Here is a 15,220-nt window from a genome sequence, read left to right on the forward strand (position 1 = left end):
CTTGTAGCTCTGCCAGACCCTGGGGCCGCCACCGCCCCGGCCGCCAACGCCAGCCAGCAAGCCTTCGATGACTACAGCTGGCGGCTGTTCATCGCCCTCAACTGGCCAGCCATGGCCGGCCAGCGCGGGCAGCCGGACTGCAGCCAGCCCCTCGGCGGTGCCGGCCCCAGGGTCTGGCAGAGCTACAAGACGGTGAGCGAGATCTTCCTGCCCAACGGGGCCGACCCCGGCCCCTGGAATTCACCGCTGGGCACGCGCAGCCTCGGCATCATCAACATCGCCGCCCTGAAGAACACCTCGGTGGTGCAGGCCGTGGACCAGGCCGTCGGTGGCTGGCTGATCGACCAGAAGGGCAACCCGACCTACTACGACATCTCCGCCAACCAGGCCTCCTACGACTACATCGTGCAGAACGGCTTCTACAACGCCAACACCGTGTCCAGGGCGCAGAACATCGCCTTCCCGGCCCAGGCCACCGAGGTGAAGGCCGCCTGGCGGGTGCTCACCAGCCAGGACGACGCCAGCCGCTACCTGACCACCCAGGCCCAGGTGGCGCAATTCGACGCCCAGGGCCGGCCCACCGGCAGCACGGCCCCGGCCACCCTCGGGCTGGTGGGGCTGCACATCATCGTCAAGGCGCCGGGCTACCCGCAGTGGATCTGGTCCACCTTCGAGCAGGTGGACAACGTCCCGGGTTCCTCCGCCGGCAACGGCACCTACAGCTACTACAACGCCAGCGCGCCGGCGGCCAGCGTCAACCAGTCGCCCTGCAACTGGCAGCAGCAGGGCGCCCAGCTGGTGTGCACGCCCAAGCCCGGCACCACCTTCCAGACCCCCGACCCGCTCAGCCGCGTCACCCCGATCGCCAGCACCACGGCCGCCGTCAACGGCCTCTACCAGCAGAACCTCGGCAGCGACGTGCTGCGCTACTACCAACTGGTCACCACCCAGCGCCCGCTGATGCCGGACAACCCCAGCAACCCGCTGGGCCAGCCGACTCCGGCGCTGTCCGCCAACGTCACCATGGAGAGCTACATCCAGCCCAACAGCAGCTGCATGAACTGCCACTCCATGGCCACGCCGGTGCACAGCCCCTACAAATCGGACTTCTCCTACCTGTTCAAATTCGCCAAGGCGCCGGCGACGGCGCCCCACAAGGACGAGGAATGACCCCATGAGCATCCTGAACGGACCCCGACTGAACTTCTGGGGCGGCATCCGCACCGACGTGAGCCTGCCCAACAACTCGCCGACCATTCCCCAGGGCGGTCGCAAGCTGCACCTGTTCGACCTGCCCAACTCCCAGATCGCGTCCGAAGCCGCCGGCTACAGCGACGACCAGCTCAATGAGTGGATCAACGCCCCGACCGGCGACTACTACACCGCCGGGGGCTGGAACCACTACGGCCAGCACGTGGTGGACATGCAGAACGTACTGATCAGCTCCCAGGGCACCCCGGGCGCCATCAGCACCACGGGCGACCTGGTGGGGCAACCGGTCTACCTGCTCGGTTCCAAGGACCCGGTGACCAACCAGCCGCCGGTTTCCGGCCCGATGATGGTGGACCTCGACCCCTCCAGCGGCATCACCACGCAGATCTACATCGGCGGGCTGCAGATCGGCGGCACCAGCAACCCGCAGCTGGTGATCCAGGCCGACGTGGTGGCCAGCAGCTTCGACGTGGCCCCCCGGCTGCTCAATGGCGAGGACGACGCCCCGGGCTCATCGCCGCTGTCCGGCACCTTCCAGGTCACCTTCCCATTGAGCGCCATCGTCAGCTGGAACCCGAACAGCGCGATGCTCAAGGCCATCATCCAGGCGCCCGGCGCCACCGGCATCGTGGTGCGCTTCGTGATGTTCGAAATGTGCCCGGGCATGACCACACCGCAGCTCGATGCCGACTACGCCGCCGGCCAGTACACCCCCAACCCCAGCATCGGCCGGGTCATCGGCACCCTGGCCCCGGCCTTCGCCGGCGAGCCGCTGATCTGCCCGGTCGGCCGCCAACTGGTGAACGGCGGCACCGGCGGTGCGGGTTATGCCCAGCAGTACAGCCTGAGTGGCCAGGCGATGCTCAGCCTGGACATGGTCAACCTGATCCCCAAGGCCGACTTCCGCGCGGTGCGCACCGACATCACCAGCCCCATAGGCCCGAACATCGACTACGGCCCGGTCAGCATCAGTGCCGGCAGCACTCTGCTGGCAACGCTGCCCGACACCAGCCCCTACCTGGTGGACTACTCCCTCTATGGCGGCATCGTCGACCTGCCGCTGACCGCCACCCAGTCGGCGGCGGCACAGGCCACGGCCCTTGCCATCGCGGCACCGAACACCGTCGACGGCACCACCCTGGCGGTGTCCGAAGTGACCTACCGGCTCTACAGCGACCAGCGCAACCTGTACATGGACGAATACCCCGACGGGGTGACGCTCGACCTGCAGGTGCGCTACCTGGGAGGGCCGGTGCCGGCCAACGGCAGCATCGCCCTGAAGACCTCCTTCCCGGGGGCCATCGTCGACCCGAACAACTGGAACTTGCTGCAATACAGCGCCACGGTCCCGATCAGCCAGGGCCAGACCCGCGTGTCGATCCCCCTGACGCGCAAGGAAGGAACCGCCGCCAAGGCGGGCTATACCAAGCTCGCCTTCTCCCTGGGCGATGGCAAGGGTTTCAGCAACTTCCGCTTCTATTCCACCACCGACTTCGGCATCCCCGCCGGGAGCATCCCCACCTGGGACCAGGTCTACCCGGCTGTGCTGCGCTTCCACTACCTGGCCTTCCCGGCCATGTCGCGCTTCATCCCGCTGAACCAGCAGGACGCCATCTGGAACGCCCGCGCGGCCATCGTCGCGCGCACCGCCGATGCCTATCGCGGCACCACCCTGTACATGCCGGTGGTGCGCTCCATGTCGCCAAGCCAGCGGGCCCTGCTCAAGGCCTATCTCACCAGCACGCCCTGGCAGCCCTGAGGAGGCGCACATGAGCATCCACATCCCCCACAGCCCCGAGGAAGACCTGCGCCCCACCGTCGTCGTCGCCGAGGGCCTGCTCAACCCCCGGGGCCTATGCCGGCAACCTGACGGCAGCCTGCTGCTGGTGGAAGCCGGCTCCGGCCACCCCGATGCGCCCTTCAGCGGTCGCATCAGCCGGCTGCGCCCGGCCCCTGGCAGCCCGGGCGCCTACCTGGCCCCAGAACCGGTGGCCCGGGGCTACCGCTCCATGAACATGCAGGTGCGCATGCTGCGTGATGAAGTCATGGGGCTCTCCGACGTGGCCTGCGCCGATGGCCGTTGCCTGGCCAGCCTCACCGACTACGTCGAAGGCTCGCGGGTGCTCGACCTGGGGCAGGACCCGCCGGTGCCGGTGTTCCACAGCCGCGGCAACCTCAACGCCCTGTGCTTTCACCCCGGGCGACGGACCTGGTTGTCGGTGAAGCCGGATACCAACCAGGTGGTGGAATTCGACGAGCGGGGCGAACGGGTCGTCGCCCAGATACCCGACATGGACCAGGGCCAGGACGCCGTGCCGGTCACCCTGGTGTACGAGCCCACCACCGGCGCCGTCCTGGTCAGCCTGTTCTCCGGTGAACGCCGGCTGGACCCGACGCGGCAAGGCATCGACTTCGTCGAGCGGGCCGGCCAGGTGATCCGCGTCTGGCCCGAAGACGGCTCCATCCAGCCACTGGTCGACGGCCTGCAACTGCCCACCGGCCTGGCCTTCACTCCGGGCGGCGGCCTGCTGGTCCTGGAACTGTGCCGCACCCTGCTGCAACCGCTCGATGCACAGTGGCGAGGCGAGGCGCGGCATGGCGGCTTCGAGCGCTTCAGCGGCCGCCTTCTGCACTGCGACCTGGCCAGCGGCACGGTCCGTGTCCTCGCCACCGGCCTCGACACCCCATCCAACCTCTGCCTGCTCGACGACGCCGTGCTGGTCAGCGAAGGCATGGGCCTCCACGGCCGCCCCCTGCCCCTTCCCGGCGGCGGGACGGTGCCGCTGGATGGGCGGATACGGCGGGTGTCGTTGCGAGGGCGGGTCTAGAAAACTTCGTTACGTAACTTGAATTTCAAATGTTACGTAACGGTATTCGATTGTCCCAGTGCGAGGCTGTACCGCGGTCACAGTAGCTCCCGATAGAGCTTGATGTAGTCGGTAACCATGCGTTGCGCCGTGAAATACTGCCAGTAGCGCTCTTGAGCGCGCGCTCCGAGCGCACTCGCCTGCTCCGGGTTGTCCCAGAGAAACTGCATGGCATTGCGCAACGCCGCCGGATCGCTCGGAGGCACCACCAGGCCGGTTTCACCGGCGATGTTGATGAACGTGGTGCCCGTGCCTATCTCGCTGGAGATCATCGGCTTGCCGAACATCGCGCCTTCCAGCAGAGAGATGCCGAAGGCTTCGGAACGCAGGTGGGACGGGAAGACCACCGCGTAGCTCAGCTCCAGCAAGGCGACCTTGTCGCTATCGGGCAACTGACCGAAAAAATGCACGTTGCGCAGCCCAAGGGCATGCGCCTGCGCGCGCAGTTCGATCTCGATAGGGCCGGCGCCGACTATGACGATGGGAACGTGCATGTCCCGCGCCGCCTCCATGAGGATGTGCAGGCCCTTGTAATAACGCAGCACCCCCACGAACAGGAAAAATTTGGGGCCGACCCTGGCACGCCATGCCTTGAGTCGTTCCGGGTCGGCGGCCGGGTAGGTTTCACGATCGAGGCCAATGGGGATGACACTGACCTTGTCTCGATAGCGTGCAAGCACTTCGCTGGTGGCCAGGTAGTTGGGCGAGGTGGCGACGATGCGGTCCACATCGCGAAGGAAGCAGCGCTTCAGCGGCCGGTAGATCTTGAGCAGGCGCTTCTGGCGGATGATGTCGGAGTGGTAGGTCACCACCGTCGGCTTGCGGATTCCGGTCGCGAAGTGCACCACGTCCATGAACGGCCAGGGGAAGTGATAGTGGATCACGTCGGCGTGGCGGGCCAGTTGGTAGAAGCGCAGGAACGCCGATGCCGAAAAACCGGTCGATGCGATCTGCAGGTCCATCTTGGCGCGGTGTACCAGGTAACCCCCGACATCGACGGTACGGGGAACGTGCCTGCGCGTAAGGGACAGCACGTCCGTCTGCACCCCCTGCTTGGCCGCACCTAGCCCGATCTGGTGGATCACCTGCTCGATCCCGCCCATCGATTCGGGCACCGAGGTCTTGTAGAAGTGGAGTACTTTCATGGGCTTCGAGTGACCGCCTCCATGCGTTCCAGGAATAGCTTCTTCGAGAAGCGTGCCGCTTGTGTCTCACAGGCCTCGCGCATCGCCAGGGCCCTTGCCGGGGGCATGTCGCCAATGGCTTCACGCAGGCTTTCCACGTCAAGGGCCGGCGCTACGAGAGTGCCGGTCTCGCCATCCAGAACAGTTTCCAGCATCCCTCCTTCACGCACGCCGATGACCGGTTTACCGGCTGCCATCGCTTCCACTGGCGACATGCCGAAGTCCTCGTCCGTGGGCACGTAGATCGCCGCCCGGGCACCGCCTACGCATGCACGCAAGCCCTCTTCATCCTGCCAGCCGGTGAAGACGATATTGGGCGCCCCCTTGGCCAGGGCCTTCAGTCGTGCCTCGTCGCGCCCTCCCGAGGCGATCACCAGTTTCTGTCCTGGTAAACCGAGGAAGGCCTGGATGATGAGGTCAACCCGCTTGTGTGGCTCGAGCCGTGCCAGTGAGACGAAGTAGTCCCCTTGCCCCGTCCACCTGAATCGTTCTGTATCCACCGGCGGATGAATCACCTCGGACTCCAGGCCGAGATGCTGGCGAATACGACTGCGTACGTTCTCGGAGTTCGCGATGATCCTGTCCATACGCCCTAGGGCGGCTTCGTAGCGCCGTCCCAGGGCATCGAAGGCTGCGGCGGCCAGCGGCCGGAGCGGCGGTGCAAAGCGCACGAGGTAGCGATCGCGCCAGTCATAGACGTATCTAGGGGGCGTATGGCAGTAGTAGATACGCGCGCCGCCTCCCTGGTTGAACACGGCCGATGGTGCGTACAAACCGCTGTAGACGACCGTCTCCGCATCGCGCAGAAAACCGGTGCGCCAGGTGAAGCAGGCCAGGGCCTCGGCGATGCGCGGCAGCGGCCGGGTACCCACCCCGCCCAGGCAACGCAGCCCATCTGCTCCCAGTAATTCTTCTACGGCGAGAAAGCGTGCCTGCTCGTAAATACGTGAAACCACCAGTTGATATCCCGGCAGGCCCCTCACCAGATCGAGGGACAGGCGCTCGGCCCCACCGCTGACCTGGAGGTAGTCGTAGAGAACGTATCGGCTCATGTCTCGCTCGCCCACGAGAACAGCGGCGCAAGCCGCTGGGGCCAGGAAGCCGACTGCGCATACCGCTGGTAATGCGGTGCCTGGTTCGGCTCTTCCAGTGCGACCCGCACGGCGGCGACGAACTCGGCGCTCGATGAGCACAGTACGGCTGGGCTACCCAGCCCCTCCAGTTCGGCCCAGCGGCTTGAAACAACGGGCAGGCCGGAAGCCAGGTATTCATAGAGCTTGAGCGGGTGAATATGGGCGACCAACTGCCCGCATTTCTCCAGGTGGAAGGGAATCAAACCCACCTGGGCGTGACGCAGGTAGCCGGCCAGTTGGTCGTGTGGCCTGACCCCGAGAAAGTGCACATTGGCGGGTACGGTGGCCGGTGGGCTGGCGCAAGGCCCGATGAGCACGAAGTTGACCCATGGCATGGCTCGCGCGCAGGCGTCGATCAGAGTCATGTCGACCCAGGTGCTGATGTCCCCCACGAATACGGCGATCGGGCCAGAAAGTGAGGCGTATTCGGCTGGCCGCGGGGGGTGCCCGGTGAAGCGTTCGAAGTCCACGCCGTTGGGCATGTACATCACATGGCGTGCACCCTGCTCGGATGCCCACTGCGACAAGCCTCGGGAAGCCGTGACCACCAGGTCGGCCCTCGCCAGAGCGTTCATCTCGCTGCGCTGGGCCCCTGCCCCGTAGCCGTCGAAACCGGCGTTGTAGTCGGCCAGTCGAACCACACAGCGTTTGTAGCGGATGTCGTCGAGCCAGGCCGGCTGGTAGATGCTGTCCAGCAACAACAGGTCGACCTCACCGAAACCGGCCTCGTGCACCCTCTGTTTGACGTTCGGCAAACTCAACTTGCTCCAGTTCGAGAACAGCCAGGGCGAGCGCAGGAAGCGCCGGTTGGAGGGCGCCAGGAGCGAGAACGGCACGTAGTGCCAGAGCTTGCCGTCCAGGTCGCGCTGGCCGCCGGCACGGTACTCGGCCAGGCGGGCCTGGAAGACCGAAGAACCCGGTTTCAGGAAATTGAGGGGGGTAATGGGCGCGGCGACGTAGGCGACCTCCCAGCCCTGATGCACGAACTGGGTGGCGATGGCATGGCTGCCGACGCGCATCGGTGAAGTCCAGCAATGAATGCCGATATGCAGGACACGCTTAACCATGGACGGTCTCCAGCAGACGCATGCTCCAGACACAACGCTCGGGGATGTCGCGCACGCGGATCACCCGGGTCTCCGACTTGCAGCCGTAACCTGAAGAGAACGCCCCCTCCTCCAGCGTGGACCGGCCGCCGGAAACTTCCAGTCGAACCCTTATCCCGCCGCTACTCAGCAGCCAGCCCCCCTCCTCCTGCTGCTGCGCCTGGACGCGGGGAGACAGGGGAAACGCCAGCTCACGTGCAGCCGCCCGGCATTCATCGATGACCTCGAAACCATCGTCCCGGATGGCCACGCTGCGGCGGTGCGGTGCGGCGAACCCCTCGTGCTCGCCGACGAAGCCTTCCGGGGTGGCCTGGATAACCCTCGATGTCGCCACACGACAGAGGCCGAACAGTCCCGTAGCGCCCTCCAGCCAGCCGCTCTGTTCGCCAGGCGCAGCGCTCAAGGTGGCGTGCGCGCGGGTGGAACGGAAGGCGTTGCGCTGCTCCGGAAGTGGCGTGTAGAGGTAGGTGCCCGGGTCCAGTACGAAAGGCTCACCAGCGAAGCAGGCCTCCAGCGAAAGCTGATCGTTGTGCGCATGGCCACCGTTGCCGAGTTGCCCCACCTGGCCGCAGCGTACCGATAGCCAGAGCGATGGGCGTCGATAGACGTAAAGCCCGAAATCGTCGAAGGCGTGGAACGCAGCGAGCGGCTCGATGGCCGGTGCACCCTCGCCTTCCCCGAGGTCTCCCGCCAGCGCATTGATCACCCATGCATCCAGCGATGCAGGCAGAGGCCGGTCGCCCTTGCAAAGCTGAGCCACACAGTCGATGAGCACCGCATGACCATCACTCCAGGGCGCATCCGGTCGTGCATCGGGGGTGAGTTTGAAAAAGCGGCCGCTGTCGTTGTCACCAACCTGCACGACTTGCCCATCCGGCCGGGTGATGGCGCGAGAGAAACCGGCCATCCGGGCCAGCTGATGCAGCGCTTCCTGCGAGTGCAGCGCCCAGCGGGCCGGCACGCTGCGTTGGGCTGGCAGCAGGCCTGGTCCGCTACCGTCGAGACGCTCGAGGATGGACAGGTCCAGAGCCTCCAGGCGCGCACCGATACGGTGGGCGAGCGCCACGGGGAACAACACCAGCTCCGCCGAGAGACGGTGATAGCTGGTGGACGCTTCGAAGTTGCTGCCATCGGCCTGGAACTGCTGGAACATTTCCTTGCCCAGTTCGTTGGCGGCCAGCACCAGCCAGGCATCGCTTTCAGAACTTGCAGCCAGGTAGGCCGCCACGAACAGCAGGCCCGCCACGTTGGACAGGTAGTGGTTGCTGCGCAGATGGGGGAACCACTCCAAGTGGGTCACGATATGGCGCCCGTGGGCCTGTACGCTGCGCCTGAACTCGGTATCGAACCCCGGCGCGAAGCCCATGCCGACGGCGACGAAGATGTCATGGGCCAACAGCAGGTTGGCGACTCGGATCGCCACGTCCATGGTGCAGGCCCAGTTCACGCCGAAGCGCGGCGGGTTGGCCGAGATGAAGTCGAGCACCTGGTCCTGGAACTCGACACGCAGCGCCTCACTCATCTCTATCTCGCCGGCCAGCCGGTGCGCGGCAGCGGCGAGGGCCAGGCGGGGTGCATGCTGCATGCGGGCGAGCTCCCAGGGCAGCTTGATGTCCACGCCGGGCAGATGCCCGTAACGGATCTGCGCCGATGGCGTAGTCACTGACCAGCGATAGCCGGAGCGCAGGTCCAGCTGCCAGTCGATGGACTGATAGCCGGGGGAGATCAGCCGTCTCAACCGCGCCCCATGGCGGCGGTTGGAAGGATTGATTTCCGTTGTCGCGGGAGCGTTGTAGCGGTGTCCCTCCAGCCCCGCCGGCTGGCAGCCGAGGTCGGGGCAGACGTTCCAGGCACCCAGCAGGTCGAAACGGTGGGCGCGTATGCGAGCTGCGTCGATGGCCAAGGCCTGGCGCCAGGGAGCCAGCATCTCCGCCGTGAGCGGTGGCAACAGCCTCTGCAGGGGCTGCACGGGCACTTGGCTCCCGAAGGTCGGCAGGAAGCGGTCGCGTGCTTGCAGGCGCAGCCGGGCCCAATTGCGCAGTACGAAGGCCGCCACGCGACGAACGATCTCGGCCGGCGGGTGACACAGCAGGCGTCTGATTCTCATCAATCCGTTCATGGGCACAGCCGCTCCAGCGAGGAGACGATTCGCTGCGTGTGGTGCCGCCAGGTGTGCCGTTCAAGCACCTCCTGCCGGGCGCTGGCACCCAGGTGTCGGCCCAGATCGGGCTGCTGCAGCACCACGGAGAGGCCTTCCGCAAGCCTGCCCGGTTCCCCCGGCTCGACCAGCCAGGCGCTGCGCCCATGGTCCAGGACCTCACCGATCTGCCCCAGCGCCGAAGCGACGATAGGACGCCCCATGGCCATGTACTCGAAGAGTTTCGTGGGTGACCCGAAGAACGGCGTGCCGTCGGGGTTGGGTACATGGGGGGCGACGAGCATTTCGCAGCAGGCCAGGTAGCGTGGCGCGTCCTGTTGCGGCACCTGGCCGGTGAACACGCAGTTCTGGCTTACGCCCAAACGCTCCGTCTTCTCCAACGTCGCCGCATGGCGCACCCCCTGCCCCACCAGCAGCAGGCGCACGCTCTCTCGGTACTCCGGGCGGCTCTCCAGCAGCCTGGCGAACGCCTCGACCAGCTCCTCGGTGCCGTGCCAGGGACCGAAAGTGCCGATGAAACCGATGACGGTCATGCCCTCCAGGCCCAGTTCCCGCCGCAACGCGGTGGCGTCGATGGCCGGGTGAAAAGCTTCCGCATCCACGCCGTTGGGGTTGACCAGGATGCGCTCGGCCGGCACGCCGCGTTCGAGCAGTTCCTGGCGCAGTACCTCGCTGACCACCACGATGAGGTCGGCTGCATCAAGGTTGAGTTGCTCGACCCGCTCGGAAAGCGCTGGCCGTGCCACCGGCGTACCCCAGTTGCGGCTGATCCAGACTTCCGAACCGTTGTATTCGGTCACCAGCGGTACCTCCAGCGCCAGGGCCAGCCTGGCGCCGGCATAGTTGTTCAGGCTGTAGCGCTGGTAGATGAAGGAAGGCCTGCGCCCGCCAAGGGCCGCTTTCGCCTCATCACTGGCGGAGCGACTGAACAGCAGCGCCGGGATTTCACGGAAATCCCAGAATACGGGGGGTGGAAGGATCGTCCGCACGGCGATGGCGGTATCCAGGATCGGATTGCCTGCCGTGGAAAGCACCAGTGGAGGCGTCCCAGTGGTGACAGCCAGGTTGTTGATCACACCGGCCATGTGGGTCACCGAGCCACCGACCTGGGTCGAGAACCACAGGTCCGTCTTCAGGTACAGGCAAGGCGCCCCGGGGTGCAGCGCCACAGCGCCGCGTTGCTGAGCCCGCTGTGACAGCTCTGCCAGTTCATCGCGGACCCCTTCCAACAGCCCGGGCAGGCGCAGCGCTTCGCCCACGGCCCGGGTCATCTGGCGGATCAATTGCCAAGGGCCAATGCGCAGGCGGGCCAGGCTCGTGTCGACGAGGGTGACCTCGCCACGGGCGAGCAGCCGCAGCACACCCATCACCAGCAGGGGCCGCGGGCGCAGGCCCAGGTGCGGCAGGACCAGGGTGACCGAGGCATGGCGGAACAGGTGGCGGCGCAGCCCGGGGCCACGCACGGTGGCCGCGAACTCGGTGTGCGACCAGGTTTCCACGCCTTGGGGCAGGTCCAGCCCCAGGGGCGGCTCGCCATCGCAGATCAGCAGGTGCGCCATATCAGTGGCCCCGCCCGCTCGGCGCTTCGATCCAGCGGTCGTACCAACTGGCCAGGTTGTACAGCGCCCACAGGTTGGTGCCGTAGTTGCCGCGGCCGTTGCGATGCGCCTCGAACAGGCTGCGGACGTAACCTTCGTTGAACCAGCCCCCTCTGAATAGCGCACATTGGCTGATCTCGAACTCGACCCGACGGCCCAGTTCGCCCTTGAGCCAGTGGGCCACCGGGGCACCGAAACCGACCTTGGGCCGGTCGATGACCCGGTCCGGGATCAGCCCACGTACCGCGTCCTTGAGGAGCGACTTGGTGCGCCCGCCCTGGAGCTTCCAGGCGGCGGGCATTGCGTAAGCCGCCTCGACCAGGCGGTGATCGAGGAAGGGTACGCGCGCCTCGATCGAGTGCGCCATGGTCATCTTGTCGACCCGCATGAGCAGCAGTTCGGGTAGGCGATAAGCCAGCTCCAGGTTGGTCATGCGCCGCAGCTGTTCGTCATCGCCGGCCGGTAGCAGGCTCGCGGCGGCCGCCATGATCGCGTCGCTGTCCGCCACCCGCAGGGCACTGTCGTCCAGCGGGCCGGAGCCCTCTGCGAAGTCGATGGTGCCCTTGTTGAGCAGGGCACTCTTCTGGATCTCCCAGAACGTCGCCGCGCCGCCCCAGAAACACTCCTTGTCACGGCTGGCGCGGAGGAGAAAGTCCAGGCCTGACGAACGGTACAGACCGTCGCGCCCGGCCCGCTCCGCCAACTGGCCGATTCCCCGGCGCACCCCTTGCGGCAGCCAGCGTCGATACGGCGTCCAGAAGCGCCGGTGCAGTTCCAGGTAACGCAGATAGCCGCTGTAGCCGGCGAACAGTTCGTCCGCGCCCTCGCCCACAAGCACCGCCTTGACCTCGCCCGCAGCCAACCTTGAAACCTGATAGAGCGGTAGGCACACCCAGTCGGCCAGCGGCTCATCCTGATGATGGACGATAGCGTCCCAGGACTGCTCGAACGAGTCCTGGGTCACCAGGATCTCATGGTGTTCGGAGCCGAAGTGACGGGCCATGTCGCGGGCGTACTCGCGCTCGTCCATCTCGGGGAAACCGTCATAGCCCACCGAGAAGGAGTGCACCGTCGCGCCGTTGGCACGGGCCGCCATGCCCGCCAGCAGGGAGCTGGAATCCACGCCGCCGGAAAGCAGCACCCCGACGGGCACATCGGCGGCCATGTGCTCCACCAGTGCCTCGTCGAAGGCCGTTCGAACGGCACGTACCGCCGCCTCGCGGTCCGTTGGTTGCGAAAAGCCCGCCAGGGTGGGATGCCAGTAGCGCCGGAACTCCAGCGGGCCGCCATCGACAATGCGCAGGTAGCACCCGGCCGGCAGTTTCTGAATGCCGCGGAACAGTGTCATGGGGGCCGGGGCCACCATGCCACTCAGGTAGTGGTACAGGGCGGCCGGGTCGATCTCCCGCGCCACATCTGGCACCTGCAGGATCGCCTTGATCTCCGAGGCGAACAGCAGGCGTGAACTGTTTCCCTGCACATAAAGCGGTTTGATGCCGACCCGGTCGCGCCCGAGGTAGAGCGTGCGCCGTGGGACGTCCCAGAGGGCGATGGCGAACATGCCGCGCAGGCGCTGCAACAGGCCTTCCCAACCCCAGGCCAGGTAGCCGTGGACCAGCACCTCGGTGTCCGAATGCGCGGTGCGGAATCGATAGCCGGCTGCCTCCAGCTCACGACGCAGGCCCACGTGGTTGTAGATCTCGCCGTTGAAGACCACGACCACCGACTGGCCGGCATCCGACATGGGTTGGGTCGAAGACTCATCGAGGTCGACGATGGACAGCCGCCGGTGCCCCAGCCCGAGGCGACGCGAAGGGTCGATCCACAGCCCGGCAGCGTCCGGCCCGCGATGAATCAGGCTGTCGCGCATACGGGCCAGCACCGGTTCGGAAACGGCCTGGCCGCCCTCCGCTACGAATACTCCGCAGATTCCGCACATGGCGTCAGGTTCTCGCAAGCGGCATCAGAAGCAATCGGTCCGTCCTTCGATCCAGGACTCATGCCAAAGCACGGCGTTGAGCACGGTCCACAAGTGGAAGCTGTAACCTCCTCCAGTGCCCATCTGGTGTTTCAGCATGTCGCGGAAGTAGTCATTGTCGAAGAAGCCCTCGCGGACCAGTCGCGATCGCTCGAATGCGGCGAGACAGCGTCGACCGAAGTCTTCCTGTTTGAACCAGGCCTCCATGGGTGCACCAAAGCCTTGTTTCTTGCGGTAGATCATGTCGTGGTCGAGATAGGGCTCGGCGGCCTTCTTAAGCACGTGCTTGCCCACGCCGTCGCGCAGCTTGTGCCGGGGGTGCAGAGTGCGGGCGAACTCGATGATGTCGTGATCCAGGAAGGGCGTGCGCGCCTCGATGGAGTGCGCCATGGTCAGCTTGTCCACGCGCATCAGCAGGTGTTCGGGCAGGCGCAGCTTCATTTCCAGGTAGGGGATCTTCTGCAGCACATCGGGCTCGAGCAGCTTGCCCCTGATGGATGACAGGTAGTGCGCGACTACCGCATTGCTGTCGGTGCCGTGGTGCGAGTCCGGCAGCAGGCCCTTGACCGGGCAGTCGATCTGACTGGCGAAGCTCGAGTGGTCGGGAGTGAGCTGGTCACGCATGCCCCCCCACCCGCACACCGCCCCGCCCCAGAACAGTTCCTGGCCGGAGCGCGCGCGCTTCTGGATCTCATTGTCTTCGGCTGTCAACGCCGGCAGCAGCGTCCTGGGTTGTGAAACGAAGCGTCGCCACCAGGGTAAGCGGGGCCCAGGCAATGCCGGGTTGTAGACCGTCATCGCCTTGTCCCGGTAATGGTCGCACCACCAGTAGCCGAGAAAGTTCTCGTCGGCGCCCTCTCCCACCTGCACGACCGTGGTGCCGCTCTCACGCACCAGCTTGGACAGGAAGTACAACGGAATGCATACGTTGTCGGCGATCGGCTCGTCCTGCAGGCGCACCAGTTCAGGCAAGAAGTCTTGCGCATCGCGGTGGTTGATCGTCATCTCGTGATGCTCGGTGCGGTAGCGCTCGGCCACTCGGCGCGCGTACTTGAATTCGTTGGTGTCGTCCTCGCCTTCGTAGCCGATCGAGAAGGTCGTGACCGGCGCGTCCCGCAGCTCGCTCATGAGCGCCACGTTGAGGCTGGAGTCCACCCCACCGGAGAGCAGCACGCCGAAGGGCACATCCGAGACCATCCGCCGCTCGATGGCCTGGCGCATCAAGGCGGTCATCTCCGACACCGCCTGTTCGTCGGTGCGTTCGCGGATGTCGGCAGCGCTGGGAATGCAGTCCCAGTACTTGCGCGCGCTGGCCTCGCCCCGTGCATCGACGGTCATTACATGGCCTGCCGGCAGTTTGAAGATGCCCTTGAACAGGGTCAGCGGAGCCGGCGTGACGATGAAGGTCAGGTAATGCCAGAAGGCGGCGGGTTCCATTTGCGGCGATACCGCAGGATGACCGAACAGCGCACGGATCTCCGAGGCGAACAGCCACTCGCCGGCCTGGGTACGGGTGAAGTACAGCGGTTTCTTGCCCGCGCGGTCTCGTGCCAGGTGCAGGATCGGGGCGTTCGGGTTGCGCGCATCGTAGATGGCGAAGGCGAACATGCCGTGGAACCTGTTGACGCAGTCGATGCCCCAGAGTTCGTAGGCACGCAGCAGCACCTCGGTATCCGAGTGGTCGGTACGCCAGGCGAACGACCGGATCTTGGAAATCTCGCGGCGCAGCTCCGCGTGGTTGTATATCTCGCCGTTGAAGCTCAGCACCACGGAGGCGTCTTCGTTCGCCATGGGCTGGGTAGCCGCCGTCGACAGATCGATGATCGACAGCCGACGATGCCCCAGTACGCAGCGCTCCTGCCGCTCCCGCCATATACCCGCACCATCCGGCCCCCGGTGCAGCATGCGATCCCGCATGTTAACCAGGGTCCGGTCATCGCATACCTTTGCCTGTGGGTTGAAGGCGCCCGTAATTCCACACATT

10 protein-coding genes are annotated in these 15,220 nt (G+C 66.0%); 3 read left to right on the forward strand and 7 right to left on the reverse strand.

Annotation, left to right across the window (positions count from 1 at the left end; genetic code table 11):
• The 3 genes from DMX10_RS14835 to DMX10_RS14845 all read left to right on the forward strand — a co-directional run.
• Positions 1-1,170 (forward strand): hypothetical protein (locus DMX10_RS14835; protein WP_111261796.1); only part of this gene is annotated, 1,170 nt, incomplete at its 5' end.
• Positions 1,171-1,174: 4 nt separating this feature from the next.
• Positions 1,175-2,971, forward strand: coding sequence for a hypothetical protein (locus tag DMX10_RS14840; protein WP_111261797.1), 1,797 nt, complete (start codon positions 1,175-1,177; stop codon positions 2,969-2,971).
• A 10-nt stretch (positions 2,972-2,981) separates the two neighbouring features.
• The gene (locus DMX10_RS14845) at positions 2,982-4,040 is read left to right on the forward strand and encodes a hypothetical protein (protein WP_111261798.1); all 1,059 of its coding nucleotides are present in this window, start codon (positions 2,982-2,984) and stop codon (positions 4,038-4,040) included.
• 77 nt (positions 4,041-4,117) lie between these two features.
• Here the strand turns inward: DMX10_RS14845 and DMX10_RS14850 are convergent, their stop codons facing one another.
• The 7 genes from DMX10_RS14850 to asnB (DMX10_RS14880) are packed head-to-tail and all read right to left on the reverse strand — an operon-like array spanning position 4,118 to position 15,219.
• Positions 4,118-5,224, reverse strand: a complete 1,107-nt coding sequence (locus DMX10_RS14850) for a glycosyltransferase family 4 protein (RefSeq protein WP_111261799.1) — start codon at positions 5,222-5,224, stop codon at positions 4,118-4,120.
• Positions 5,221-6,315 carry a glycosyltransferase gene (locus DMX10_RS14855; RefSeq protein WP_111261800.1) on the reverse strand — a complete coding sequence of 365 codons (1,095 nt, stop codon included), beginning with the start codon at positions 6,313-6,315 and terminating at the stop codon, positions 5,221-5,223. The genes DMX10_RS14850 and DMX10_RS14855 overlap by 4 nt, the downstream gene beginning before the upstream one ends.
• On the reverse strand, positions 6,312-7,463 hold the full coding sequence (locus DMX10_RS14860) for a glycosyltransferase (protein ID WP_256604818.1): 1,152 nt from the start codon (positions 7,461-7,463) through the stop codon (positions 6,312-6,314). Before DMX10_RS14860 ends, DMX10_RS14855 begins: the two co-directional genes overlap by 4 nt.
• The gene (locus tag DMX10_RS14865; RefSeq protein WP_111261802.1) at positions 7,456-9,621 is read right to left on the reverse strand and encodes an alginate lyase family protein; all 2,166 of its coding nucleotides are present in this window, start codon (positions 9,619-9,621) and stop codon (positions 7,456-7,458) included. Before DMX10_RS14865 ends, DMX10_RS14860 begins: the two co-directional genes overlap by 8 nt.
• The gene (locus DMX10_RS14870; RefSeq protein WP_111261803.1) at positions 9,618-11,219 is read right to left on the reverse strand and encodes a glycosyltransferase; all 1,602 of its coding nucleotides are present in this window, start codon (positions 11,217-11,219) and stop codon (positions 9,618-9,620) included. Before DMX10_RS14870 ends, DMX10_RS14865 begins: the two co-directional genes overlap by 4 nt.
• Before the next feature lies 1 nt (position 11,220).
• Positions 11,221-13,197 (reverse strand): asparagine synthase (glutamine-hydrolyzing), encoded by a 1,977-nt coding sequence (asnB, locus tag DMX10_RS14875; RefSeq protein ID WP_111261804.1) that lies wholly within the window; start codon positions 13,195-13,197, stop codon positions 11,221-11,223.
• 24 nt (positions 13,198-13,221) lie between these two features.
• Complete coding sequence (gene asnB / locus DMX10_RS14880) at positions 13,222-15,219, reverse strand: asparagine synthase (glutamine-hydrolyzing) (protein ID WP_111261805.1); 1,998 nt, start codon at positions 15,217-15,219, stop codon at positions 13,222-13,224.
• Between the last annotated feature and the right edge of the window lies 1 nt (position 15,220).

Origin of the sequence: Pseudomonas sp. 57B-090624 (assembly GCF_003234055.1) — a bacterium.
GTDB classification, from domain to species: domain Bacteria; phylum Pseudomonadota; class Gammaproteobacteria; order Pseudomonadales; family Pseudomonadaceae; genus Metapseudomonas; species Metapseudomonas tohonis.

Excerpts from the sequence above, each read along its gene's own strand:
- DMX10_RS14840 (WP_111261797.1), top strand. The coding sequence starts at position 1,175 with ATGAGCATCCTGAACGGACCCCGACTGAACTTCTGGGGCGGCATCCGC.
- DMX10_RS14845 (WP_111261798.1), top strand. The coding sequence starts at position 2,982 with ATGAGCATCCACATCCCCCACAGCCCCGAGGAAGACCTGCGCCCCACC.
- DMX10_RS14850 (WP_111261799.1), bottom strand. The coding sequence starts at position 5,224 with ATGAAAGTACTCCACTTCTACAAGACCTCGGTGCCCGAATCGATGGGC.
- DMX10_RS14855 (WP_111261800.1), bottom strand. The coding sequence starts at position 6,315 with ATGAGCCGATACGTTCTCTACGACTACCTCCAGGTCAGCGGTGGGGCC.
- DMX10_RS14860 (WP_256604818.1), bottom strand. The coding sequence starts at position 7,463 with ATGGTTAAGCGTGTCCTGCATATCGGCATTCATTGCTGGACTTCACCG.
- DMX10_RS14865 (WP_111261802.1), bottom strand. The coding sequence starts at position 9,621 with ATGAACGGATTGATGAGAATCAGACGCCTGCTGTGTCACCCGCCGGCC.
- DMX10_RS14870 (WP_111261803.1), bottom strand. The coding sequence starts at position 11,219 with ATGGCGCACCTGCTGATCTGCGATGGCGAGCCGCCCCTGGGGCTGGAC.
- asnB (WP_111261804.1), bottom strand. The coding sequence starts at position 13,197 with ATGTGCGGAATCTGCGGAGTATTCGTAGCGGAGGGCGGCCAGGCCGTT.
- asnB (WP_111261805.1), bottom strand. The coding sequence starts at position 15,219 with ATGTGTGGAATTACGGGCGCCTTCAACCCACAGGCAAAGGTATGCGAT.